The 21429-nt window shown below is 67.5% G+C and carries 23 protein-coding genes and 1 tRNA gene; 11 read left to right on the top strand and 13 right to left on the bottom strand.

Annotated features, from left to right (window positions below; all coding sequences use genetic code 11):
• The first annotated feature begins 25 nt into the window (after positions 1-25).
• Positions 26-1102 (top strand): glycosyltransferase family 4 protein, encoded by a 1077-nt coding sequence (locus tag AC1PZ7_RS10690; RefSeq protein ID WP_482359446.1) that lies wholly within the window; start codon positions 26-28, stop codon positions 1100-1102.
• Here AC1PZ7_RS10690 and AC1PZ7_RS10685 read toward each other — a convergent pair.
• Genes AC1PZ7_RS10685 through AC1PZ7_RS10670 form a run of 4 tightly spaced genes read right to left on the bottom strand, consistent with a single transcriptional unit; the run spans position 1099 to position 4156 of the window.
• A complete protein-coding gene (locus tag AC1PZ7_RS10685) occupies positions 1099-2148 on the bottom strand; it encodes an ELM1/GtrOC1 family putative glycosyltransferase (protein ID WP_482359445.1) in 1050 nt (349 codons plus the stop codon). The genes AC1PZ7_RS10690 and AC1PZ7_RS10685 overlap by 4 nt on opposite strands.
• On the bottom strand, positions 2145-2783 hold the full coding sequence (locus AC1PZ7_RS10680; RefSeq protein ID WP_482359444.1) for a methyltransferase domain-containing protein: 639 nt from the start codon (positions 2781-2783) through the stop codon (positions 2145-2147). Before AC1PZ7_RS10680 ends, AC1PZ7_RS10685 begins: the two co-directional genes overlap by 4 nt.
• 3 nt (positions 2784-2786) lie before the next feature.
• Entirely contained in the window at positions 2787-3683 is an 897-nt protein-coding gene (locus tag AC1PZ7_RS10675) for a glycosyltransferase family 8 protein (protein ID WP_482359443.1), read from the bottom strand.
• Entirely contained in the window at positions 3680-4156 is a 477-nt protein-coding gene (locus tag AC1PZ7_RS10670; RefSeq protein ID WP_482359442.1) for an Lrp/AsnC family transcriptional regulator, read from the bottom strand. Before AC1PZ7_RS10670 ends, AC1PZ7_RS10675 begins: the two co-directional genes overlap by 4 nt.
• Positions 4157-4431: 275 nt before the next feature.
• On the opposite strand from AC1PZ7_RS10670, the gene trxB reads away from it, so the two are divergent.
• On the top strand, positions 4432-5412 hold the full coding sequence (gene trxB, locus AC1PZ7_RS10665; RefSeq protein WP_482359441.1) for a thioredoxin-disulfide reductase: 981 nt from the start codon (positions 4432-4434) through the stop codon (positions 5410-5412).
• Positions 5413-5459: 47 nt separating this feature from the next.
• On the top strand, positions 5460-6353 hold the full coding sequence (locus tag AC1PZ7_RS10660; protein ID WP_482359615.1) for a LysR family transcriptional regulator: 894 nt from the start codon (positions 5460-5462) through the stop codon (positions 6351-6353).
• Between the two features lie 6 nt (positions 6354-6359).
• Here AC1PZ7_RS10660 and AC1PZ7_RS10655 read toward each other — a convergent pair whose 3' ends face one another.
• The 4 genes from AC1PZ7_RS10655 to AC1PZ7_RS10640 form a co-directional block, all read right to left on the bottom strand.
• Entirely contained in the window at positions 6360-6866 is a 507-nt protein-coding gene (locus AC1PZ7_RS10655) for a DUF2380 domain-containing protein (RefSeq protein ID WP_482359440.1), read from the bottom strand.
• A gap of 350 nt (positions 6867-7216) precedes the next feature.
• Positions 7217-8212: a protein-methionine-sulfoxide reductase catalytic subunit MsrP gene (gene msrP, locus AC1PZ7_RS10650; RefSeq protein WP_482359439.1), complete on the bottom strand. Its 996-nt coding sequence runs from the start codon at positions 8210-8212 to the stop codon at positions 7217-7219.
• Positions 8213-8397: 185 nt separating this feature from the next.
• Complete coding sequence (locus tag AC1PZ7_RS10645) at positions 8398-8889, bottom strand: DUF992 domain-containing protein (RefSeq protein WP_482359438.1); 492 nt, start codon at positions 8887-8889, stop codon at positions 8398-8400.
• Positions 8890-8997: 108 nt separating this feature from the next.
• Positions 8998-10200 (bottom strand): pyridoxal phosphate-dependent aminotransferase, encoded by a 1203-nt coding sequence (locus tag AC1PZ7_RS10640; RefSeq protein WP_482359437.1) that lies wholly within the window; start codon positions 10198-10200, stop codon positions 8998-9000.
• 145 nt (positions 10201-10345) lie between these two features.
• Between AC1PZ7_RS10640 and AC1PZ7_RS10635 the strand changes: the two genes are divergently transcribed.
• The 3 genes from AC1PZ7_RS10635 (at position 10346) to AC1PZ7_RS10625 (ending at position 12733) form a co-directional block, all read left to right on the top strand.
• Positions 10346-10987, top strand: a complete 642-nt coding sequence (locus AC1PZ7_RS10635; protein ID WP_482359436.1) for a glutathione S-transferase family protein — start codon at positions 10346-10348, stop codon at positions 10985-10987.
• A gap of 132 nt (positions 10988-11119) precedes the next feature.
• The gene (locus AC1PZ7_RS10630; protein ID WP_482359435.1) at positions 11120-11446 is read left to right on the top strand and encodes a hypothetical protein; all 327 of its coding nucleotides are present in this window, start codon (positions 11120-11122) and stop codon (positions 11444-11446) included.
• 96 nt (positions 11447-11542) lie between these two features.
• Positions 11543-12733, top strand: coding sequence for a PQQ-dependent sugar dehydrogenase (locus AC1PZ7_RS10625; protein WP_482359434.1), 1191 nt, complete (start codon positions 11543-11545; stop codon positions 12731-12733).
• Between the two features lie 6 nt (positions 12734-12739).
• On the opposite strand, the gene AC1PZ7_RS10620 is transcribed toward AC1PZ7_RS10625, so the two are convergent.
• The 3 genes from AC1PZ7_RS10620 to AC1PZ7_RS10610 form a co-directional block, all read right to left on the bottom strand.
• Positions 12740-13102, bottom strand: a complete 363-nt coding sequence (locus tag AC1PZ7_RS10620; protein WP_482359433.1) for a DMT family protein — start codon at positions 13100-13102, stop codon at positions 12740-12742.
• Positions 13103-13173: 71 nt separating this feature from the next.
• On the bottom strand, positions 13174-13857 hold the full coding sequence (locus AC1PZ7_RS10615) for a Fe2+-dependent dioxygenase (protein ID WP_482359432.1): 684 nt from the start codon (positions 13855-13857) through the stop codon (positions 13174-13176).
• A gap of 88 nt (positions 13858-13945) precedes the next feature.
• Entirely contained in the window at positions 13946-16177 is a 2232-nt protein-coding gene (locus tag AC1PZ7_RS10610) for a TonB-dependent receptor (protein ID WP_482359431.1), read from the bottom strand.
• Positions 16178-16466: 289 nt separating this feature from the next.
• Between AC1PZ7_RS10610 and AC1PZ7_RS10605 the strand changes: the two genes are divergently transcribed.
• Positions 16467-17525: a tetratricopeptide repeat protein gene (locus tag AC1PZ7_RS10605; protein ID WP_482359430.1), complete on the top strand. Its 1059-nt coding sequence runs from the start codon at positions 16467-16469 to the stop codon at positions 17523-17525.
• 24 nt (positions 17526-17549) lie between these two features.
• Here the strand turns inward: AC1PZ7_RS10605 and AC1PZ7_RS10600 are convergent, their stop codons facing one another.
• Positions 17550-17936 carry a hypothetical protein gene (locus tag AC1PZ7_RS10600; protein ID WP_482359429.1) on the bottom strand — a complete coding sequence of 129 codons (387 nt, stop codon included), beginning with the start codon at positions 17934-17936 and terminating at the stop codon, positions 17550-17552.
• Between the two features lie 169 nt (positions 17937-18105).
• On the opposite strand from AC1PZ7_RS10600, the gene AC1PZ7_RS10595 reads away from it, so the two are divergent.
• On the top strand, positions 18106-19005 hold the full coding sequence (locus AC1PZ7_RS10595) for a diacylglycerol/lipid kinase family protein (RefSeq protein ID WP_482359428.1): 900 nt from the start codon (positions 18106-18108) through the stop codon (positions 19003-19005).
• Positions 19006-19012: 7 nt separating this feature from the next.
• Here AC1PZ7_RS10595 and AC1PZ7_RS10590 read toward each other — a convergent pair whose 3' ends face one another.
• Positions 19013-19738: an SIMPL domain-containing protein gene (locus AC1PZ7_RS10590; protein ID WP_482359427.1), complete on the bottom strand. Its 726-nt coding sequence runs from the start codon at positions 19736-19738 to the stop codon at positions 19013-19015.
• A gap of 201 nt (positions 19739-19939) precedes the next feature.
• Here AC1PZ7_RS10590 and AC1PZ7_RS10585 point away from each other — a divergent pair.
• The 3 genes from AC1PZ7_RS10585 (at position 19940) to AC1PZ7_RS10575 (ending at position 21415) form a co-directional block, all read left to right on the top strand.
• A tRNA-Ile gene (locus AC1PZ7_RS10585) sits at positions 19940-20015 on the top strand.
• 308 nt (positions 20016-20323) lie between these two features.
• On the top strand, positions 20324-20614 hold the full coding sequence (locus tag AC1PZ7_RS10580) for a hypothetical protein (RefSeq protein WP_482359426.1): 291 nt from the start codon (positions 20324-20326) through the stop codon (positions 20612-20614).
• A gap of 180 nt (positions 20615-20794) precedes the next feature.
• Positions 20795-21415, top strand: a complete 621-nt coding sequence (locus AC1PZ7_RS10575) for a LemA family protein (protein WP_482359425.1) — start codon at positions 20795-20797, stop codon at positions 21413-21415.
• The last annotated feature ends 14 nt before the right edge of the window (positions 21416-21429 follow it).

Here is a 21429-nt window from a genome sequence, read left to right as displayed (position 1 = left end):
GGGATCCGGACGAACGAGCGACACCATGACGGAGAAGGCGGCGATCGATCCGGCTCGGCTCGAAGTCGTCGCGCCGAATTTCAAGCGCCGCCTCTCCGGCGTGACCTCGACGCTGGAACGCGTCGTGCCCTACCAGGCCCGGGACGTCGGCATCGCCGCGCTCGGGCCGCGCCTCGCCCCCGGCGTGCCGCGCATCCGCTTCCTCGACCTGCGCCATTTCTGGAGCCGCCCGGCCCGCCGGCGCGCCCGCATCTGGCATGCGCGGCGCAATGTCGAGATGCTGGCCGGCGTGGTGCTGCGCGATGTGCTGCGCATGCGGCTGCGGCTCGTCTTCACCTCCGCCTCGCAGCGCTGGCACACGCGCTGGAGCCGCTTCCTGATCGCGCGCATGGACGCCGTCATCGCGACCTCGGAGAAGACCGCCAGCTATCTCCAGCGCCCCTCCACCGTCATCCATCACGGCATCGACGTCGGCGCCTTCCAACCCGCCACCGACAAGGCGCAGGCGCGCCGCGACGTCGGCCTGCCGGAAGGGCTGAAGATGGTCGGCTGCTTCGGCCGCATCCGCGCGCAGAAGGGCACCGACGTGTTCATCGACGCGCTGATCCGCATCCTGCCGGACCATCCCGGCTGGGGTGGGGTCGTACTCGGCCGCGCCACCGGCGCACACACCGCCTTCTTCGCCGAGCAGCGCGACAAGGTGGCGAAGGCGGGCCTCACTGAGCGCATCCTCTTCCCCGGCGAGGTCGCGACCTCCGACATCGCCCTCTGGTACCGCGCGCTCGACCTCTATGTCGCCCCGCAGCGCTGGGAGGGTTTCGGCGTCACCCCGCTGGAGGCGATGGCCTCGGGCGTGCCGGTGGTGGCGACGACGGTCGGCGCCTTCGAGGAACTGGTGGTCGAGGGCCGGACCGGCACCATGGTTCCGCCCGGCGATGTCGGGGAGATGGCAGCAGCTGTCGAGGCGTTCATGCAGCTTGATGAAGCAGCAGCGGCCGCAGCCGCCGCAGCCTCGCGCCGGCACGTCGTCGCGACCCATTCGATCGAGATCGAGGCGCAGAAGATCAACGCCGTCTATGACAAGGTCTGGGCCTCGAACTAGGCGTCGCCCGGCGCCTTCAGCCCCAGCACCGGCGCGATGATCCGGGCAAGCTCCCCGCGCACGTCCAGCGTCGGCGGCTCCAGATTTATCAAGGTGTTGGCGAACTGTTCGGGGCTCACCGTGCCGAGCGGCAGGACGGCCAGGCTCGGTGCGAAGGACGGCGCCGCCCAACTCTTTGCCGCCCAGGCGGAAATCGCCTCGCTGGCGTAGCCGTCATGCACCTTGGCCGAGCGCAGGCCGATCACCGGCCGCTTCGCCGTCAGCCCCTCGGCCAGCATGCTCATGGAATCCTCCGTCACCGCCACTGCATCGGCGCCGAACAGCGCCCGCACCGAGCCGGGACCGGCATTGCGGTAGTCGATGAACTCGGCGAGCACGCCCTCCCTGCCGAGCGCGGCGAAGCGTTCGCCGACCTCGTCCGGCGTGCGGCGCGAGGTCGTGGCGCGCCAGCGCACGCCATGATCCCTCGCCAGTTCGCGCACCAGACGGATCAGTGCATCCCATTCATTCTGCGGCCATTCCTTGCGATAGGCGGTGCCGCCGACCAGCAGCGCGATCTCCGCGCCCCTGAGGTCGGCGGGCGTCGCAAGGCGGCGCGGCGGCGTGTAGTCGTCGGCATCGACGGTGGAGGGAATGAGCGCCCAGGCCGAGCGCGGATTACCCGCGGCGCGCGGCGAGGCGACGATCATCAGGCTGACCTCGCGCGTGTCATAGCCGCCGATGCCGCCGGAATAGACGAACGGCACGCCGCCGAAGACCCGGCTGATGAGGATGCCCGCCGCGATGGTCGGCCGGCCCGAGCCGATGATGAGATCGGGCTTGTCGAGGCTCTCCGCCACGATGCCGTACATGGATTTGAGCCAGTAGCGCGCATCGCGGCCGTAGCGGCGCATGATCAACTTGCGCACGTCGTCATGGGCGAACCAGCTCGGGCGGATGTCGAGCCGCGACACCTCCGTCGGGGCCAGCCGCCCGACCGCCAGCGCGACGCCTTCCGCCTGGTTGAAATGGCCCGGCTTCTTGTCGCGCAGGACCAGCAGCTTCACCGGGCGGCTCCGCGCGGCTTGGCTCCGAACAGCTTGCGGTGCGCCGAGCGGGTCAGCTTCTGGGTGCGGTAGATGATGCGCTCGCGCGCCCGCACCGCGAGGCCCGTGAGCCCCCTCACCTCGCCGTCCCAGGTCTTGAAGGCGACGCGGGCGCGGCGATGGATCGGCATCTCGCGGATGGTCGGGAAATGCGGCTTCAGCCGCGCCAGCCACCAGTCCGCGCCGTGCTGCGAGACATGGGCGTTGCGCCCGTCCGAGAGCAGCAGCTTGGCCGGGCCGGTGTCGATGACGAACAGCGCGTGCCCGGCGCTGGCGGCGATCGAGGCCAGCACCGTGTCGATCTCCTCGTCCGGTATGTGCTCCATCACGTCGACATTGACCGCGAGCTCGACGCGTTTGCCCGGCAGGGTCGATATCTCCGGGATCGCCGGATCGTAGCGATGGATCTCCGGGATGCCCGCCTTGGCGGCGATGAGGAAGGCGAGATTGCTCTGGCCGCAGCCGAAATCGATCAGCGAAGCCGGCTTGAGCGCCATGATGTGCGGCAGCATGTCGGCCAGCGCATGGCGCGCCGTGGCCCCATAGCGGTGGCGCGAATGCAGCTTCGCGTATTCGCCGACCAGGCTGTATTGCATTTCCTAGGCTCCGAGGACGCGCCGCTTGAGCTTGCCGAAGAACCGACGCAGCTTGCGCACCCGCTTCTCCACCTTGCGCCCGAACTTCGTCTTGAGCGGCACGGAAGCGAAAGGCGTGCGCGCACGATGCTCGAAATAGAGATCGCGCGCGGGGTGGTTGCAGTCGGTGTAGTTGGGTTTCACCTGACCGATGAAGTGGACGATGCGCGCCTCCCGCCAGAGCGCGGCGTCGTCGGTGTAGACGCCCTTCTCCAGCCGGCGGTGCAGGTTCCAGCTCTCGTCGAGCGGCAGCCATTCACCGCGCAGCGCGCCGTTGAGCGCGTCCTGGTCCATCATCGGCAGGGTGGGATGGTCATTGATGAACGCGATGGTGCGCTCGGAGACGCGCTGGCGCCGCCAGTTCTCCAGATCGATCAGCAGCACGCCGCTGTTGAAGTAGCGCATCTCGTCCGGCAGGCCGATGTCGCGGTTGCGCTTGATATGGCGCTCCGGCACCTGCCGGGCGATGTCGTCCACCGCCGCCAGCGCGAAGCCGTCCATCGGCATGCTGGCGAGCGGGGCGAGCGAGGCGTTCACCACCGTATCGCAGTCGACGTAGAACAGCCGGCCGGTCGCCTCGGGCAGGCTCAGCGGCATCAGTATGCGCGCATAGGCGGTACGCGAGAGATGGTGGTTCACCGGCCGCGCGGCGAAATGGCGGACCATGTCGTCGGTCATGTCGACGAAGACGATGTCGGCGCGGCCGTAGCTGGCGCGCAGCCTCTCCTTGTCGGCATCCGAGACGCCGTCGCAAAAAACGTAGACCGCCTCGAAATCGCCCGCCGCCCTGTTCGCCAGCGAGGCGAGCATCACGCCGGTCAGCTCGACATAGGCGGTGTCGGTCGCGGTGGCGACGATCACGCCACATCCCCTTCCATCGGCACCACGGCGGCATCCTTGGTCTGCTTGAGCGTGAGCGCGGTCTTCACGTTGCGCACGTTGGGCGCACCGGTCAGCTCCAGCACGAAGTTCTGAAAGGTGCGCAGGTCCGGGGCGACGCAGAGCAGGATGAAATCGGTCTCGCCGGAGAGCATCCAGCAGGAACGCACCAGCGGCCAGCGCTCGACCTGCGCCGCGAAGGCCGAAAGATCCGCCTCCGCCTGGCTGACGAGGTGAACCATGGCGAAGGCCATCAGGTCGAAGCCGAGCTTCTTCTCGTCCAGCAGGGCGCGGTAGCCCTTGATGATCCCCTCCTCCTCCAGCGATCGCACGCGGCGCAGGCAGGGAGGGGCGGAAATGCCGACGCGCTGGGACAGTTCCACATTGGTGATGCGGCCGCCGCCCTGTAGCTCGCGCAGGATGTTCCAGTCGATCGCGTCGATACGGCGGACCAAGCGACGTCTCCGTTTGCGGCGGCCGAAACGGCACGCCCTCGGCCGCGAAGATAGTGGAGCGGCCGGCCAGAGCAATTATCTTGCGCGGTTCTCCCGCGCAATCTTCCTTCTGGAAAACTAATGGATAGGAGAGCCGCTCCTTGCGATACGTCGGGTCAGTCCCTACATTTTCGCATGGCTGACGCGGGCGCCCTTGCAAGGCGCTCATACATTTGCCAACTGCCCTGATTTCCCGACCCGGCGCTGAGCCGTCGCCGCAACACAGTGAGCCTCCCATGTCGGCCCCCTCAACCAGCCCGGCCAACCACGTCAAGGTCCTGATCGTCGGGTCTGGCCCCGCGGGCTACACCGCCGCGGTCTATGCCGCGCGGGCCATGCTGGAACCCGTGCTGATCCAGGGCATCCAGCCCGGCGGGCAGCTCACCATCACCACCGATGTCGAGAACTATCCCGGCTTCGCCGATCCCATCCAGGGACCGTGGCTGATGGAGCAGATGCAGGCCCAGGCCGAGAAGATGGGCACGCGCATCGTCACCGACATCGTCACCCGGCTCGACCTATCCAGCCGCCCGTTCCGCGCCGAGACCGATTCCGGCACCGTATGGGTCGCCGAGACCGTCATCCTCGCCACCGGCGCGCAGGCGCGCTGGCTTGAATTGCCCTCCGAGCAGGCCTTCCGTGGCTACGGCGTTTCCGCCTGCGCCACCTGCGACGGCTTCTTCTACCGTGGCAAGGAAGTGATCGTGGTCGGCGGCGGCAACACCGCCGTCGAGGAGGCGCTGTTCCTCACCAATTTCGCCTCCAAGGTCACGGTGGTGCACCGGCGCGACGGCTTCCGCGCCGAGAAGATCCTGCAGGAGCGCCTTTTCGCCCACCCCAAGGTGGAAGTGGTGTGGAACGCTGCGCTGCACGAGGTGAAGGGCGCGGAGGACCCGCCCCGGGTGACCGGCGTGGTGCTGAAGGACGTCGTCACCGGCGCCCTCGAGGAGCGCCCGGCCGACGGCGTGTTCGTGGCCATCGGTCACGCGCCGGCCACCGAACTGGTGCAGGGCCAGCTCCAGCTGAAGCCGAGCGGCTATGTCTGGACGGCTTCCCACTCCACCCAGACCTCGGTAGAGGGCGTGTTCGCCGCCGGCGACGTCGCCGACGACACGTTCCGTCAGGCCGTGACGGCCGCCGGCATGGGTTGCATGGCAGCACTGGAAGCCGAGCGTTTCCTCGCGATACGCGAGCCGCTCGCGCACGCTGCCGAATGAGCGAGAGAGCCGCACGCATGGACAACAAGGCCAATCGCGCCCGCGACATGGACTGGGACAAGCTCAAGGTCTTCCATGTCGCCGCCGAAGCGGGTTCCTTCACCCATGCGGGAGAGGCCCTCGGCCTGTCGCAGTCGGCGGTGAGCCGCCAGGTCTCGGCGCTGGAGCAGGAACTCAACATCCCGCTGTTCCACCGTCATGCGCGCGGGCTGATCCTGACCGAGCAGGGCGACCTGCTCTACCGCACCGCGCACGAAGTCTTCATGAAGCTGGAGGCGGCGCGGGCCAAGCTGACCGACAGCCGCGAGAAGCCGAACGGCGAACTGCGCGTCACCACCACCATGGGCCTCGGCACCCACTGGCTGACGGCCCGGATCGGCGAGTTCCTCGAACTCTATCCCGACATCCGCATCACGCTGATCCTGACCGATGACGAGCTCGACCTCGCCATGCGCGAGGCCGACGTCGCCATCCGCCTGCGCCAGCCGGTGCAGCCGGACCTGATCCAGCGCAAGCTGTTCACCGTGCATTTCCACGCCTTCGCCTCGGCCGAATACCTCAAGCGCAACGGCCAGCCGCGGACGCTGGACGAGCTCGACAAGCACCGCATCATCCTGCTCGGCGGTCCGATCCCGTCCTATTTCCAGGGGTTGAACTGGCTGGAGCGCGCGGGGCTCGAGGACGACCAGGAGAGCCGCGTGCCGGCGCTGTCGGTCAACAATGTGCTCGGCCTGAAGCGCGCGGTGGAGCGCGGCGTCGGCATCGGCATCGTGCCGGACTATTTGCTGGAGGATTCGGCCACGCTGGTCCAGCTCTTCCCCGAGCGCACCACGCCGACGCTGGAAGCCTATTTCGTCTACCCGCAGGAAATGCGCTCGGTCGCCCGCATCCAGGTGTTCCGCGACTTCCTCGTCGCCAAGGCCCAGCGCTGGAGCTTCTGAGCGCCCTCAGCGCGCCGGCAGCTGCTCGGCGACCTCGCGGGCGACATAGTCGCCGGCGTGGCGCCAGCCCGCGTCATTGTCGCCGCGAAAGCTCAACAGCCGCTCCAGCACCAGCTTGCCCGAAGCGACGTCGAGCACCGCCACCCGCATCGAGAGCACCAGCGTGCTCATCTTGTGCACGCTGCCCACCAGCACGAAGGCGGCGCCCGCCTCGTGCGCCCGCTGCCGCAACGCGTCGACACCCTCCGCATCGAGCCGGCAGGCACCGTCACAGGCCAGCGCCAGGCTCTCCAGCCGATCGCCGCGCGCGATGTCGGCACGCAGCCCCTGCGTGAGAGCGAGGCGCCGCGCCTCGTGCTCGCCGCGCTGATCGCGCGCCTCGCCGGACGAATCGGTGAAGCCGATATCGGCGATGGCGACCAGTGCCGTCGCGGCCCTCGCCGGCGCCAGACCGGCCATCGACAGGCAGAGCGCAACGGCTCCCAGGACTGAAACAGGACGAAGGGCGGGCATGGCGTTCCCTCGGCATCGGGCCGCTCACCGGCAGCCTTATGTCCCAGGATACGCGCAAATGGCTGGTTTCCAAGCCGGGCTGCATGAAGCGGGAGGTAACCGGCCGCACAATTCACGGGCAGCGACAATCGTGTGAAAGCCCCAATGCAATTACGCATGCCTGCCATGCAGGCATAATTTATTGCAAGCTGCTCGATCTTTGACCATATCAAGCGTGACGCCGATGCGTTTCCCGTTTCGGCTGTTCCCCTCTGGAAGGTTCGCCACTTCGGTGGCGAAGACTTGGCCGGGCCCCTTTCGGGACCCGGCCTTTTTCTTTTTTGCAATGTCGGCACCGGATACCGCGCCGCTCACATGAAGAGCTTCTCGCCGGTGAGGCCCTTGTAGAGGCCGGCAACCTGCTCGCCATAGCCGTTGTAGATCACCGTCGGCCGCCGCTCGCCGGTGCCGATGTCGCGCTCGGTGGCCTGGCTCCAGCGCGGATGCGGCACGGCCGGGTTCACATTGGCCCAGAAGCCGTATTCGCGCCCCTGCACCTGCTCCCACAGCCCGACGGGCCGCTCCTCGACGAAGGAGATGCGCACGATCGACTTCACCGATTTGAAGCCGTACTTCCACGGCACGGCAAGCCGCAGCGGCGCGCCGAACTGGTTCGGCGCCGGCTTGCCGTAGATACCGGTGACCATGAAGGCGAGTTCGTTGGTCGCCTCCGCCATGGTGAGCCCGTCAATATAGGGCCAGGGGTAGATGAAGCGCCGCTGGCCCAGCGCTACCGCCGGGTTCATGAAGGTTTCGAAGCGCACATATTTGGCGCCGGAAAGCGGCTTGGCATAGGCGACGAGGTCCTTCAGCGGGAAGCCGGTCCACGGCACCGCCATCGACCACGCCTCGACGCAGCGGTGGCGGTAGAGCCGCTCCTCGAGCTTCATCGCGCGGATGATGTCGTCGATGCCGACCTCGCGCGGCTGCTCGACCAGCCCGTCGAACTTCACGGTCCACGGCCGGCGCGGCATGCGCGCGGCGACGTCGGCGATCTGGTAGGAGGAGCGGTCGGACCCGAACTCGTAGAAATTGTTGTAGTTGCCCGAAATGTCTTCCGGCGTGATCGGACGTTCGAGCGTATAGGCCGGGTTCCTTTTGGCCGGGTAGAGATCCAGCGTCGGATCGTTCGCCGGATCGCCGGGAGCCGGGGTGGCTTCGGCGAAGGTGGCGAGCCCCGCGGAAAGCCCCGTGGCGGCCAGAAGACCGACACCCGCGCCCAGCAGATGCCGACGGGTCAGATAGACGGATTCGGGCGTTGCCGCGCTCTCGGGCAACTCCCACGAACGACGACGGCGTATCAGCATGGTGGTCTCCTACGTGATGCTGCGGAGACTACGCTGGCCATGCCCGGTTTATTTCAGGCGCCGCTTCAACTTGTCGTGCAACCCGACAAAAAAAACCCGGCGGGGTCGCCGCCGGGTTCGTGTCAGGCCTTGATCGCGGCGACGCCAAGGGCATCGCCGCCATGCGCCTCAATACAGGCCCGAACTCACTTGGAGGTCAGGCGCAGGTCGCCGACGCCGAGCGCGACGTTGACACCGGTCTGGCCCTCGACGCTGACCGGCTGCAGCGCGATGGTCTTGTTCGAGCCGCCGACCAGCACGTTGCCGGCCACGCCGACGCCCAGCGCCACGCTGCCGGACACGCCGACATAGGTGCCGTCGAGATCGCTCGAGCGCACGCCCTTCGACGGCGCCAGCACGGTCCACAGCAGGATGTTGCGGCCGGTCACGCCAAGGTCGAGACCCCAGCGACGGATGCTGCCTTCATAGGCGTACTTCTTGCCGCGGGCGGTGGTGAAGGTGCAGTCGAGCGTACGCTTGGAGCCGATGATGAAGCTCACCGACTTGGAGCCTGCGCAGGCCAGCGAACCGACTTCCACCCGCTTCGTCTGGGCAGAGGCGGGCGCGGCGACAAGGGTGCCGGCGCCAGCAACGAGCGCAGCCGCAAGCAGCCCGCGCGACACAACAGTACGGAACATGCAAATCTCCTGACGATGACGCGCAGCCGGCTCTTGGGAACCGGCGCCCCCGCCATGTGGCGCTTGCCGGCCGAGGCGCGCCGCCCGGCCGGTCAATACTCTTCTACCTCAGCGCAGTGAACCGCAGAAGCGCTGGATTCGCAGGCACGCCTCCTCCAGATCCTTGGTGGAGGTCGCGTAGGAAATGCGGAACGCCGGCCCGAGGCCGAAGGCCGACCCGTGCACCACCGCGACCCCTTCGGCCTCCAGAAGCTCGGAAGCGAAGGTCTCGTCAGTGTCGATCACCTTGCCGGCCGCCGTCTTCTTGCCGATCAGAGCGGCGCAGGAGGGGTAGACGTAGAACGCCCCTTCCGGCTTCGGGCAGGTCAGCCCCGCCGCCTGGTTCAGCATGGAGACCACGAGGTCGCGGCGCTCCTTGAACACCTTGTTGTTGGCGGCGATGAAGTCCTGCGGACCGTTCAGCGCCTCGACCGCCGCCCACTGGGCGATGGAGTTCGGGTTCGAGGTCGACTGCGACTGCAGCGTGCCGATGGCCTTGATCAGCGCCTCCGGCCCGGCCGCGTAGCCGATGCGCCAGCCGGTCATGCAATAGGCCTTGGAGACACCGTTCATGGTCAGGGTGCGATCATAGAGCGCGGGCTCGACCTGCGCCGGGGTGACGAACTCGAAGTCGTCATAGACGAGGTGCTCATACATGTCGTCGGTAAGAATCCAGACATGCGGATACTTCACCAGAACGTCGGTGAGCGCCTTCATCTCGGTGCGCGAATAGGCCGAGCCCGTCGGGTTGGACGGCGAGTTGAAGATCAGCCACTTGGTCTTGGGCGTGATCGCCGCTTCCAGCGCCTCGGGCTTGAGCTTGAAATTGTCCTCGAGCTTCGTCTCCACCGGCACCGGCGTGCCGCCGCAGAACTGCACGATATCGGGGTAGCTGACCCAGTACGGCGCCGGGATGATCACCTCGTCGCCGGCATCGACCGTCGCCACCAGCGCGTTGAACAGCACCTGCTTGCCGCCGGTGCCGACCGTGATCTGGCTCGGCTTGTAGGTGAGGCCGTTCTCGCGCTTGAACTTGGCGACGATGGCCGCCTTCAGCTCGGGAATGCCGTCCACCGCCGTGTAGCGGGTCTGGCCGTCGCGGATCGCCTTGATCGCGGCTTCCTTGATGTTGTCCGGCGTCTCGAAATCGGGCTCGCCGGCCGCGAGCGCGATCACGTCTCGCCCGGCCGCTTTCAGCTCCCGCGCCTTGTTCGAAATGGCAATGGTCTGGGAGGGATTGATGCGCTTCAGGGCGGCGGATATCAGGCTCATGGCCGAACTCCCTTGAGGATGTTTTGCGCGCGACAACTAGTCGAGCCCTTGCGCCCCGGCAAGCGATTCCCTACCTGCGAACGGGCCCGGAACTGCGTTTTCCTGACGCGGTGCATTTTTGCTCCTTCCTGCCGGAGTTCTTTGCATGCTCAAGATCTATGCGATGCAGAGCTCCGGCAACTGCTACAAGGTGCGGCTGCTGCTGGCCAAGCTCGGCCTGCCCTTCGAACTGGTCGATATCGATCTGCTGCGCGGCGAGAACCGCACGCCCGACTTCCTGATGAAGAACCCGGAAGGCCGCGTGCCGCTGCTCGAACTGCCGGGCGGGCGCCATCTGCCCGAATCCAACGCCATCCTGTTCCACCTCGCCGACAGCACCCCGCTGCTGCCCAGCGAGCCGCTGGCGCGCGCCGAGGTGCTGCGCTGGATGTTCTTCGAGCAGCACAGCCACGATTCGTCGATCGGCGCCGCGCGTTTCTGGCTCAAGCTGGTGCGCGGAGGACGCGAGCTGCGCACGCATGACATCGACCGTTGGATGGAGGAAGGCTACGCCGCGCTCGGCGTGATGGAGCGTCACCTCGCGCGCCGGCCCTTCTTCGTCGACGGCGCGATGACCATCGCCGACATCGCGCTCTACGCGCACACTCATGTCGCCCATGAGGGCGAGTTCGATCTCGCCACCTTCCCGGCCATTCGCGCCTGGCTTGAACGAGTGGCGGCGGAGCCCGGGCATGCGACCATGGACTGGCGCCCCGCGCCCTCCGGCCAATTGGTTAACATGGCTTAATCACTTGCCGCGAAATGGCCGCGAAATGGCACCGGCTTACGCAAAGTGGCGTCGAAGCTGAGCCGTCTTCCCCGTGGATTTTACCGTCGTCGGATGGGCCTAGCGCCCCGGACGGACCGAAGGGAGCCCGCCATGTCGAACCAGTCGCAGACGCTGCCGCGTACGGCCAGGAACATCGCGCCCCGCCACACCGCCGCCCGGCGCCTGCGCCGGGCCGCCATGGAGGCGGGCGTCGTCCTGTCGCTGACCTTCGCCATCGTCGCCGTGCTCTGCATGTTCGGCCTGCAGCGCGCCTCGGCCCTCGAACTGATGCATGCGACGCCGTCGGACGGCCGCATCGCCGCCGGCGCGATATTGCTCGCGGGCTTCGTCGGCCTGTGCGGCCTGACGACCTTCATGCTGCGCAACACATTGCAGCCCGCCCGCGGGACCGAGACGCCGCGCCGCCGTCTGGGCTGACCGGCCGGGTTCCTCCATGCCGGCCCCGCCCTCGCCGCGATCACCGCGCGGCTTGCGGTCCGTCGCAGTTGGCGCGGCGGATCGGGTGCTCTAACCATGCGCTTCGGAGTCGAACCACGGAGCGCCCGCTTGAGCCCCTTCGCCCTCCTGCTTTCCACGCTTCTGCTGACCGGAGCGTGCGCCGCCTCGCCCGCCATGGCCCAGGAAACGGCGCGGGTGCCCTCTTCCGCCGGCCCGCTCGGCGTGGAGACCATCGCGGCGGGGCTGGAGCATCCCTGGAGCCTGGCCTTCCTACCGGACGGCCGCATGCTGGTGACGGAACGCCCCGGCCGGCTGCGCATCGTCAGCCGCAGCGGCACGATCTCCGCGCCGGTGGCGGGCGTGCCCCCGGTCTATGCCAGCGGACAGGGCGGACTGCTCGACATCGTCCTTGCCCCCGATTTCGCCAGCAGCGGGCAGGTCTACTTCTCCTATGCCGAACCGCGCGAGGGCGCCTCGGGCACGACGGTCGCCCGCGCCCGGCTGGTCGAGGATGGCGGTGACGCGCGACTGGAGAACGTCACCGTGGTCTTTCGCCAGCAGCCGGCGGCCAGCGGCAGCAGCCACTACGGATCACGCCTCGTCTTCGCCCGCGACGGCACGCTCTTCGTCACGCTCGGCGACCGCTATTCGCTGCGCGAGCAGGCGCAGAAGCTGTCCAGCCATATCGGCAAGATCGTCCGCATCATGCCGGACGGAGCGGTGCCCGAGGACAACCCCTTCCGCGCGCGCAACGACGCGCGCCCGGAAATCTGGAGCTATGGCCACCGCAACGTGCAGGGCGCCGCCCTCGACCCCGCCAACGGCCGGCTCTGGGCCATCGAGCACGGCGCGCGCGGCGGCGATGAGCTGAACCGTCCGGAAGCCGGCAAGAATTATGGCTGGCCGGTCATTACCTATGGCCGCGACTATTCCGGCGCCACGATCGGCGAAGGCACCGAGAAACCCGGCATGGAGCCGCCAGTGAAATATTGGGACCCGTCCTTCGCGCCCTCGGGCCTCGCCTTCTACACCGGCACGCTGATGCCGCAGTGGAAGGGCGACCTGTTCACCGGCGGGCTTTCCGGCACGCGGCTGGTGCGTCTCAAGCTGGACGCGGCGCGCGAGACGGTGGTCGAGGAGGAGGTCCTGCTGCGCGACCTCAACACGCGCATCCGCGACGTGCGGCAGGGACCGGACGGCGCCCTGTGGCTGCTCACCGACGACCCCTCCGACGGCCGCCTGCTGCGCCTCGCGCCGGCGGACTGAACCGCCTCACCACTTCTGGAAGATGAAATAGGCGCCCAGCGCGATGAAGGCGAAGCCGATCATGTGGTTCCAGTGGAACGGCTCCTTCAGCCACAGCACCGAGAAGCCGGCGAACACCACCAGGGTGATGACCTCCTGGATGGTCTTCAGTTCCACCGTCGAATAGGTCGCCGAGCCGAAGCGGTTAGCCGGCACGGCGAGACAGTACTCGAAGAAGGCGATGCCCCAGCTCGCCAGGATGGCGATCAGCAGCGGGGCCGACTTGTGCTTGAGATGGCCGTACCAGGCGAACGTCATGAAGACGTTCGAGGCGAAGAGCAGCAGGATTGGCAGCAGCGTGGGCGGCAGCAGCGACGACAGGGCGGGCATGGGGGGAATCCGGTTGCGATGCCCCCGAGCATCACCGCCGGCCGGGCGCCGTCAATGGCGCGCTGCGCGTCTCACAGTTCAGCCCAGTGGCGCAGCAGGTTGTGATAGACATTGGCCAGCGACAGCACCGACGGCTCGTCGTCCGGCAAGCGCGTACGCGTGCCCATGATCGCGCGGTCGAGATCGTAGAGCATGGCGCGGCGTTCCTGGTCCTTGATCATCGACTGCGACCAGAAGAACGAGCCCCAGCGGCTGCCGCGGGTGATCTCGTTGACGCTGTGCAGGCTGGAGGCGGGATAGACCACCGCGTGGCCCGCCGGCAGCTTGACCTCGTGGGCGCCATAGGTGTCCTCGATGACCAGCTCGCCACCGTCATACTCGTCCGGTTCGGTCAGGAAGATGGTGGTCGACACGTCGGCGCGCATGCGCATGCCAGTGCCGGGAATGGCGCGGATCGAGCCGTCGACATGGGCGCCGAACTTCATGCCGACATCGTAGCGGTTGAACATTGGCGGCAGCACGCGAAGCGGCATCACGGCCGAATTGAAGATCGGGTTCCGTCCGAGTGCCCGCAGCACAATGTCGCCGAGTTCGGCGGCTTCCTTCGATTCCACCGGGATTTGCAGGTTGAGCTTGCTCAACGTCGCCTGCTGGCCGGCGGTCACGCGCCCGTCCACCCAGGGCGAGGCTTCCAGCACGCGCCGGCAATGGGCGACTTCTTCCCGGGAGAGGATGTCGGGGATCTGGATCAGCATCGGTCGGTTCCCGAAACAGAAAAGAGGGGGAAAGCCGGGTGTGCCGGCCTTCCCCCAGGATGTGACGGTCAGGTCGAAGAGGTCGTGTTCAGAAGGTGGCGCCGATGGTCAGGGTGAAGGTTCGGCCCGCCGCCGGCACCGCGCGGCTGCCCCAGCCGGCCGCGTAGTTCAGCTCGTCGGTCAGGTTGTAGCCGTTCAGCGCGATGCGGTAGTTCTCGTATTCGTAGGAGACGAGCGCATCGAGCGAGAAGGTATCGGGGATGATCGCGGTATTGGCGCTGTTGGTATAGTACTCGTCGGCATAGGTGACGCCGGCGCCCACCAGCAGCTTGCCCGGAACGGTCGTCCAGAGCTTCGTCAGCTCATAGGTGGTCCACAGGGTGAAGTTGTTGGGCGAGACGAAGGGCACCTCGTTGCCGACATAGCTGTCCGTGGTCGAGGTCTGGATCTCGCTGTCGTAATAGGCATAGGCGGCCTGGATCGTCCACGCCTCGGTGATGTTGCCGGTGAGGCCGAGCTCGACGCCCTGGACGCGCTGGTTCTCGCCGGTCTCGACCGTGTCGAAGGTGACCGGATCGACATAGAAGGCGTTGCTCTTGTCGACGCGGAACAGCGAACCGGTCACGCCGAGGCGGCCGTCGAGCAGCGACACCTTGAAGCCGACTTCATAAGTCTCGTTCTTCTCGGGATCGAGGTCGTTCTGGACCGGATTGACGACGGTGATGTCGTTGGTCGGGTACAGGCCCTGCGGCGTGAAGGAACGTGCCCATGAGGCGTAGTAGGTCTGGGTGCCCGTCGGCTCCCAGATGATGCTCGCCTTCGGGCTCCAGAAGTTGGTGTTGTTGCCGGCCTCGGTCCAGCTGTTGCTGCCATTGGCGCAGGTCCCGCCGACGCACCAGACGCTGTAGTCCGCGGTATAGTTGTCGTAGCGGATGCCGCCGAGGACCGAGAGCTGGTCGGTCAGCCAGACGCGATCGCTGACGAACAGGCCGATGTCGGTCGCGCTGGAGTTGCGCTGGCCGTTATTGCCTTCCGGGTTCGAGTAGAGGAAATAGCCCGTCGTGTTGGCGTAGATCGGGTTCCAGATGGTGGAGGTACCCTTCGAGCCGTCGACCGAGACCAGCGTGCGCTCGTCATTCACGAAGTACATGTCTAGGCCGCCCACCACTTCGTGGCGCAGGAAGCCGGTGTTGAACTTCGCGATCGCCGTGGTGATGTTCTGGCCGGACCAGCTCTCCTGCTCGAAGCCGGGGTTGCCGCCGCCGAAGCTGATGGCCGGGTTGCCGCCGTCGAAGAACTGGCCGGTGCAGCTCGCCTCATACTGCGCCTCCGTCGCCGTGGTGCCGCCATTCGAGCAACCCGGCACCGTCGTGGCGAAGTTGCGGGTGTAGTAGCCGACCCGTGAGTCGTTGGTGATGGTCAGCCAGTCGTTCACCTCCCGCTTGTAGTTGGCGGTGAACATGTTGGTGTCGGTGATGTCCTGATCCGTCACCTTGCCGTAGAAGGTGGAGCGCGGCACGCCCCATTCCGTCACCGGCTGGCCGAGCGAGCCGAAGCGCGCGACGTCGCTGTACTTCGGCGTCACGATCGGCACGCCGTAGTCCGGCGTGCGCTCGCCGTGCTGGTACAGATAGTTCAGGTGCAGGGTCTGGTCGGTGCCGAGACCGAAGCCGAGATCCGCCATCAGGCCATAGCGGTTCGATTCGACATGGTCGCGATCGGCCACGTCCTGCTCGTTGACCATGCCGACGATGCGGAACGCCGTGGTTTCGTCGAGCTGCTTGTTGATGTCGAACACGCCGCGATAGAGCGGACCGCTGCCGAACTGGCCCTCGAAGTCGTACTTGTCGCCGATATGGGCCTGCTTGAGCGTGGTGTTGATCACGCCGCCCGTCGTGCCGCCGCCGAAGCTCTCCGACGAGGGGCCCTTGAAGACTTCGACGCTCTCATAGGCGAAGCTGTCGCGGACATAGACGCCGAAATCGCGCAGGCCGTTGATGTAGAGGTCGCCCTTGGCCTGGAAGCCACGGATGCGGAACTGGTCGCCGTTCATGCCGCCGCCACCCTCGCCGATGCCGACGGTGACGCCCGGAACGTTGCGCAGGGCCTGCTCGAGCGTCGTGACGCCCTGCTCCTGCATGAGCTGCTGCGAAATGACCTGGATGGTCTGGGGCGTGTCCTGGATCGTCCCGGGCAGCCGCGAGACACCCGTCGTGGCCTCGAGCGTATTGGCCGGCGCGCCCTCCCCCTCGACGGTGACGGTCGGCAGTTCCTCGCCGGTCGCCGGCGTCGTTGCCTGCTGCGCGCTGGCCGCGAACATCGGGAACGCCGACATTGTTACAGCAAGCCCCGCCGTCAAGGCGGCATTTGGCGCAGTATCCCGAAGTGTCTTTAGCGTCTTCATCGAAGCCCCAACCCCATATTGGTTTCGTTAACGGGCTACTAGCGTTGATTCTAACCTGCTTCAAACACTATGTTTTTTACTTGTTCCAAGTTTGATTTTCCGCTTCAATTCGAATTTACAGTTTTTAATTATTAAAAACCAAAGATCGAACAACACACTTGCCGATCAACTCGTCGAGACCTTATGTGACATAACGATATACGGCATGCCCGACGCGCCCTGCGGCGCCGGGCAAACAGCGGAAAACGACGTCAATCGCATGCGCGACCAGTGGATTTCCTTCACCGATCTCCAGCGAATGGGGCCGGAGGTGTTGCGCGCGCGCATCAGTCGGAACCCGGAGGAAGCGGCACGCTGGGTCGCGGCCGCGGCGCTGAACGGGCTCGTCAACGCACAGATCGCCTGGGGCCAGATGCTCGTCGACGGTCATGGCGTGTCGCGCGACCCGGAAGCGGGATTGCGCTGGTTCCGCGTCGCCGCCGATGCCGGCAGCGCGGAAGGCATCAACATGGTGGGCCGTTGCCACGAACTCGGCTGGGGCGTGGCTGCCGATGCCGCCGGAGCCGCCGGACATTACCGTGTGGCTGCCGGGATGGGCCACGCCTGGGCGCAGTTCAACCTCGCCACGCTGCTGCTGGACGGGCGCGGCGTGGCGGCCGACCGGCGCGAGGCGCTCGTCTGGTATGTGCGCGCCGCGCGGGGCGGCAACACCAAGGCGATGACGATGATCGGCCGCTTCCTCGAACTCGGCTGGGACCGCCCTGCCCGGCCGCGCGCGGCGCTGCGCTGGTACCGGCGCGGGGCCGAGGGCGAGGATTATCGCGGCCAGTTCGACTATGCGCGGCTCCTGCTGGAGCGGACCGGCAGGCTCGACCTCGCCTGCGGCTGGTTCGAGCGCTGCATCGAGAACGGCGTGCCGGCCTTCTGCCGCAATGTCGGCATGGCCCTGCGCACGGCCCCGCAGCCGGAGCTTCGCCGACTCGCCGTGAAAGCACTCGAACGCGCCGCCGGCAGCGGCGAGCCCGGCGACCTGCGCGCCCTCGCCTCGGCGCTGGCGGAAGGGCTCGGCGCCCCTCCCGATCCGATCGGCGCCGCGCACCAGTTCCGGCGCGCCCGGGCGGCCGAAGCGGAACGGGCGGCCCTCGCCCGGCAGGCCGAGCAATCCCTCGCCAAACGCCCGCGGGCGCGCCTGCCGCGCGGTATCATGGCGAGGCTGATACGTCGCCTCACCCGCACGCGCCGGCCGGCACGGCGCACTTCCTAAGGAAGAAAACGGTGTCGGTGGCCCTCAGGCGCGGCTGTTGGCCCAGGCCCGGAACTCGCGCACCAGATGGCGAAAATCCCAGAACGCCAGCGCCAGCAGCACGCCGGGCACCAGCCCGGCCAGCAGCGCCCAGCCCTCCGACCAGTCCACCGGACCGCGCGCGAAATCATAGCCGGTATAGGCGGCGAACAGCGTGACCACGGCGGCGATGCCGAAATAGGCGACGCGGTCGAGCCGCACGACGATGAGCGCGATCAGCCCGGCCACCACGACGCCGATCAATGCGGCCCATCCCCAGCCGAGCGAGAACAGTGCCGCCGCCCAGCGCCCGGCGCTGAACGAGATGAACGCGAGCGCCAGCAGGACCAGAAACCCGGCCCGCAGCCGCAGGATCGATTCCTTGCTCGCCATCCACCTCTCCCCAGCGCATCGCGCCGCAATCGTCCACGCCGACTCAAGTGCCGCATCCGCGCTCCCCGCGCAATGCATCCTTCGACATCGGGCGCGACGAAGGAACGTCTTCGCAGCGCCGCGATTGCAGGGGAATATCCTGCCTACTCCTCGCCGATTCCGGATCCCCATGCGCCATATCCTCGTTCTGATGAACGCCCGTGCCGGCACCCTGCTCGATCGCGACGCCGAGGAGGTCCGCCGGCTGGTCGAGGAAGGACTGGACGGCGGCGAGCGCACCGTCGAGGTGCATCTGCTGAGCGGCAGGAACCTCGTTCGTGCCATCCGCGAATCCGGTCGCGGTCCGCAGGACACGGTGATCGTCGGCGGTGGCGACGGCAGTGTGAGCCTTGCGGTTCAGAGTCTCGAAGACACCGACAAGATGCTCGGCATCCTGCCGTTCGGCACGCTCAACCTGCTCGCCCGCGACATCGGCATGCCGGCCGAACTCGACGCCGCGATCGCCGCCCTCAAGACGGCGAAAGTCGCGCAGATCGATGTCGCCACGCTCAACGGACGGCGCTTCCACACCATCTCCGGCATAGGCTTCTTCAGCCAGATGGCGCGTGCGCGCGAGACCGCGCGACGCTGGCGGCTCTGGCGCTTCCTCGCGGTCGCGATCGCCGCCGTCTATGCGCTGCGCCGCTCCGGGCGCTTCGACCTCGAGGTGACGGTGGACGGCACGCCCCACAGCTTCCGCGCCTTCGCCGCGCTGCTGTCGGTCAACCGCTTCACCGCCCGCGGCTGGCGGCGCGGCCGGCTCGACGAGGGTATTCTCGAGCTGCATGTCGCCGAGGACCGCGGGGCGCTCGCCTTGCTCAAGGCGGGCGCCGACATGGTGACGGACAATTGGCGTGAGAACCCCGGCATCGTCAGCCTGACCGGCCGGCACATCACCCTGCGCCGGCCGAACCGCAACCGCAGCTGGGTCTCGACCGATGGCGAGCTCAGCCGCGAGACCATGCCGCTCGACTACCGGATCGTGCCGCGCGGGCTCAAGCTGCTGATCCCGCGCCGGACCGGCGCATGAGCCGCCTTCAGCGCGGTTCGATCTCGTAAGTCAGGGTGACGCCGGCGCGAACCTGCGTCTCGCCGGCCTCGACCGGCACCGCGTCCGACTTCATCAGCGCCGGCGCCGCCATCATCATCCGTGGCATCGGGCGCGGACCGGCTTCCCCGGCGATCGAGACCACCCGCACCAGCCGCACCCCGGCCGCCTCGGCGATGATCTCCGCCTGGTGGCGCGCATCCTTCACCGCCGCCACGCGGGCGGCGTCCTCCAGCTTCGCCGGATCGGCGATGTCGAAGGCGATGCCGCCGATCTGGTTAGCGCCCGAGCTCACGACCTGGTCGAGCAGGTCGCCGAGCTTGGCGAGGTCGCGCAGACGCACGCTGACGGTGTTGTTCACCTGATAGCCGGAGATGTGCGGCGCGTCGGGGCTGTCCTTCTTCGGCGGCGCGTAGCGTGGCTGTACGGAAAAGCCGGAGGTGGAGATGTCGCGCGCCTCGACGCCCCCCGCCTTGATCGCCGCGATCATCGCCGCGACGGCGGAGGAATTGGCATCGAGCGCCTCGCGCGCGGTCTTGCCCTCGCTCACGACGCCCGAGGACAACGTCGCCATGTCGGGTACCGCGTTTGCCGTGCCCTCGCCGCTCACGGTGAGGGTCGCGCGCCGGGCGGCGGGAGCGATGTCCTGCGCGGCCAGCGGCGACAGGCTCGCGAACAGCACGACGGCGCACAGGGAGGCGCGGGTAAGCTTCATGTCTTCTCTTCCTTGAACCGGCCCGATGACGATAGGGCACACTCCAGAGCACTTCGCGAAGGCGGCGGCAATGCGGCGAGGACACCGTGAACTGCCGCTTGCCCTCCATGCGAGCGTGGACGGCGGCGGACCGCCGGTTGGCGCGGCCCCTGCCATTTGCTACGTTCCGCCCGCCCGCCGACGCCCCGCGCGCCATCGGAAGGGCCTGTAGCTCAATGGTTAGAGCCGACCGCTCATAACGGTCTGGTTGCAGGTTCGAGTCCTGCCGGGCCCACCAATCCTCTCAAGGCGTTATAGTGGTTACTGGCTCAGCATCCCCGGATGCGCCAATGAAACCGCCAACGAAACCCCGGGTGTCGGCATGGCCACGTCGATAAGCGGATCCGCCGTCGACGCTAATATCAAGAGGTCGGACGCTACGCCGACAAGTCGGTCTCCCGGCACCGGGCCGCGTGAGAAAGCCGAGCTGGATTGGCGTTTCCGGGGACGGCACGACTTCGAGCCTGGCGCCTCCGGCGGGCGCTGCCGGCCTGGCCGAAGGCGGCGAAGCGACGACCCAAGCCGGGTTCCGGGCGAGGAGGAACCATGCGCGCCACGCTTTTCTCGATTGCGCTTCTGATGGTCACGGCCATGCCCGGCCTCGCGCAGGCGCGGCCGGATTCCATGACCCTGAGCTGCGCCGCCGCCAGCGCGCTGGTCCGCGAGCGGGGCGCGGTTGTCATCGGCATCGGGCCGGACCTCTATGACCGCTTCGTCACCGATGCCGGCTATTGCCAGTCGCGGCGCACGGAGCCGGCCTGGATCCCCACAAGGGACGACAGGCAGTGCCTCGTCGGCCAGCGCTGCCGCGACCGGCGCATCCAGATCCGGCGCTAGAGGCCCCAGCGCTCCGGCCGAGGCGGGCACGGCACCCATCGACGCAGCCGGGCGCCGCCGCCGGGCCCGGTGTCCGCGTGCCGGACGGACCGGGATACGCTGCTGCCCATGGCTTGCGTCCCGCGCGCGGCCTATAAGGAACGTGGCGCGCAAGAGCCGCGTCGAGCTTGGGGCACCCATATGTCGAACCGTCTTGTCCTCGCCGGCGCCAGGCGCCGCCTTGTCGCCATGCTGTTTCTCGCCGTCGCCGCGTTCGGCCTCGCCGGCTGCGGCGTGAACAACATCCCGACCGCGGAAGAGAAGGCGAAGGCCGCCTGGAGCGAGGTGCTGAACCAGTACCAGCGCCGCGCCGAGCTGATTCCCAACCTCGTCGAGACGGTGAGGGGCTACGCGCAGCAGGAGAAGGACGTTCTGACCCAGGTGACGCAGGCCCGCGCCAACGCCACCTCGATCAAGGTCGACGCCTCGACCATCACCGACCCGGAAAAGTTCAAGCAGTTCCAGGATGCGCAGGCGCAGCTCTCCGGCGCGCTCGGCCGTCTGATCGCCATCTCCGAAGCCTATCCCGACCTGAAATCGAACCAGAACTTCCTCGCCCTGCAGGCGCAGATCGAGGGCACCGAGAACCGCATCGCCGTGGCGCGGCGCGACTACATCGAGGCGGTGCGTGTCTACAATACCGAGCTGCGCACCTTCCCCGGCGTGGTCTGGGCCTCGACGCTCTATCGCGGCAACAAGCCGATGGAGACCTTCACCATCTCCGAGGAGCAGATGAAGGTGCCGCAGGTGAAGTTCAACTGACGACCGGCGGAGCC

This window comes from Ancylobacter sp. TW_SC_1 (genome assembly GCF_056836805.1).
This window is presented reverse-complemented; position numbering and strand designations above follow the sequence as displayed.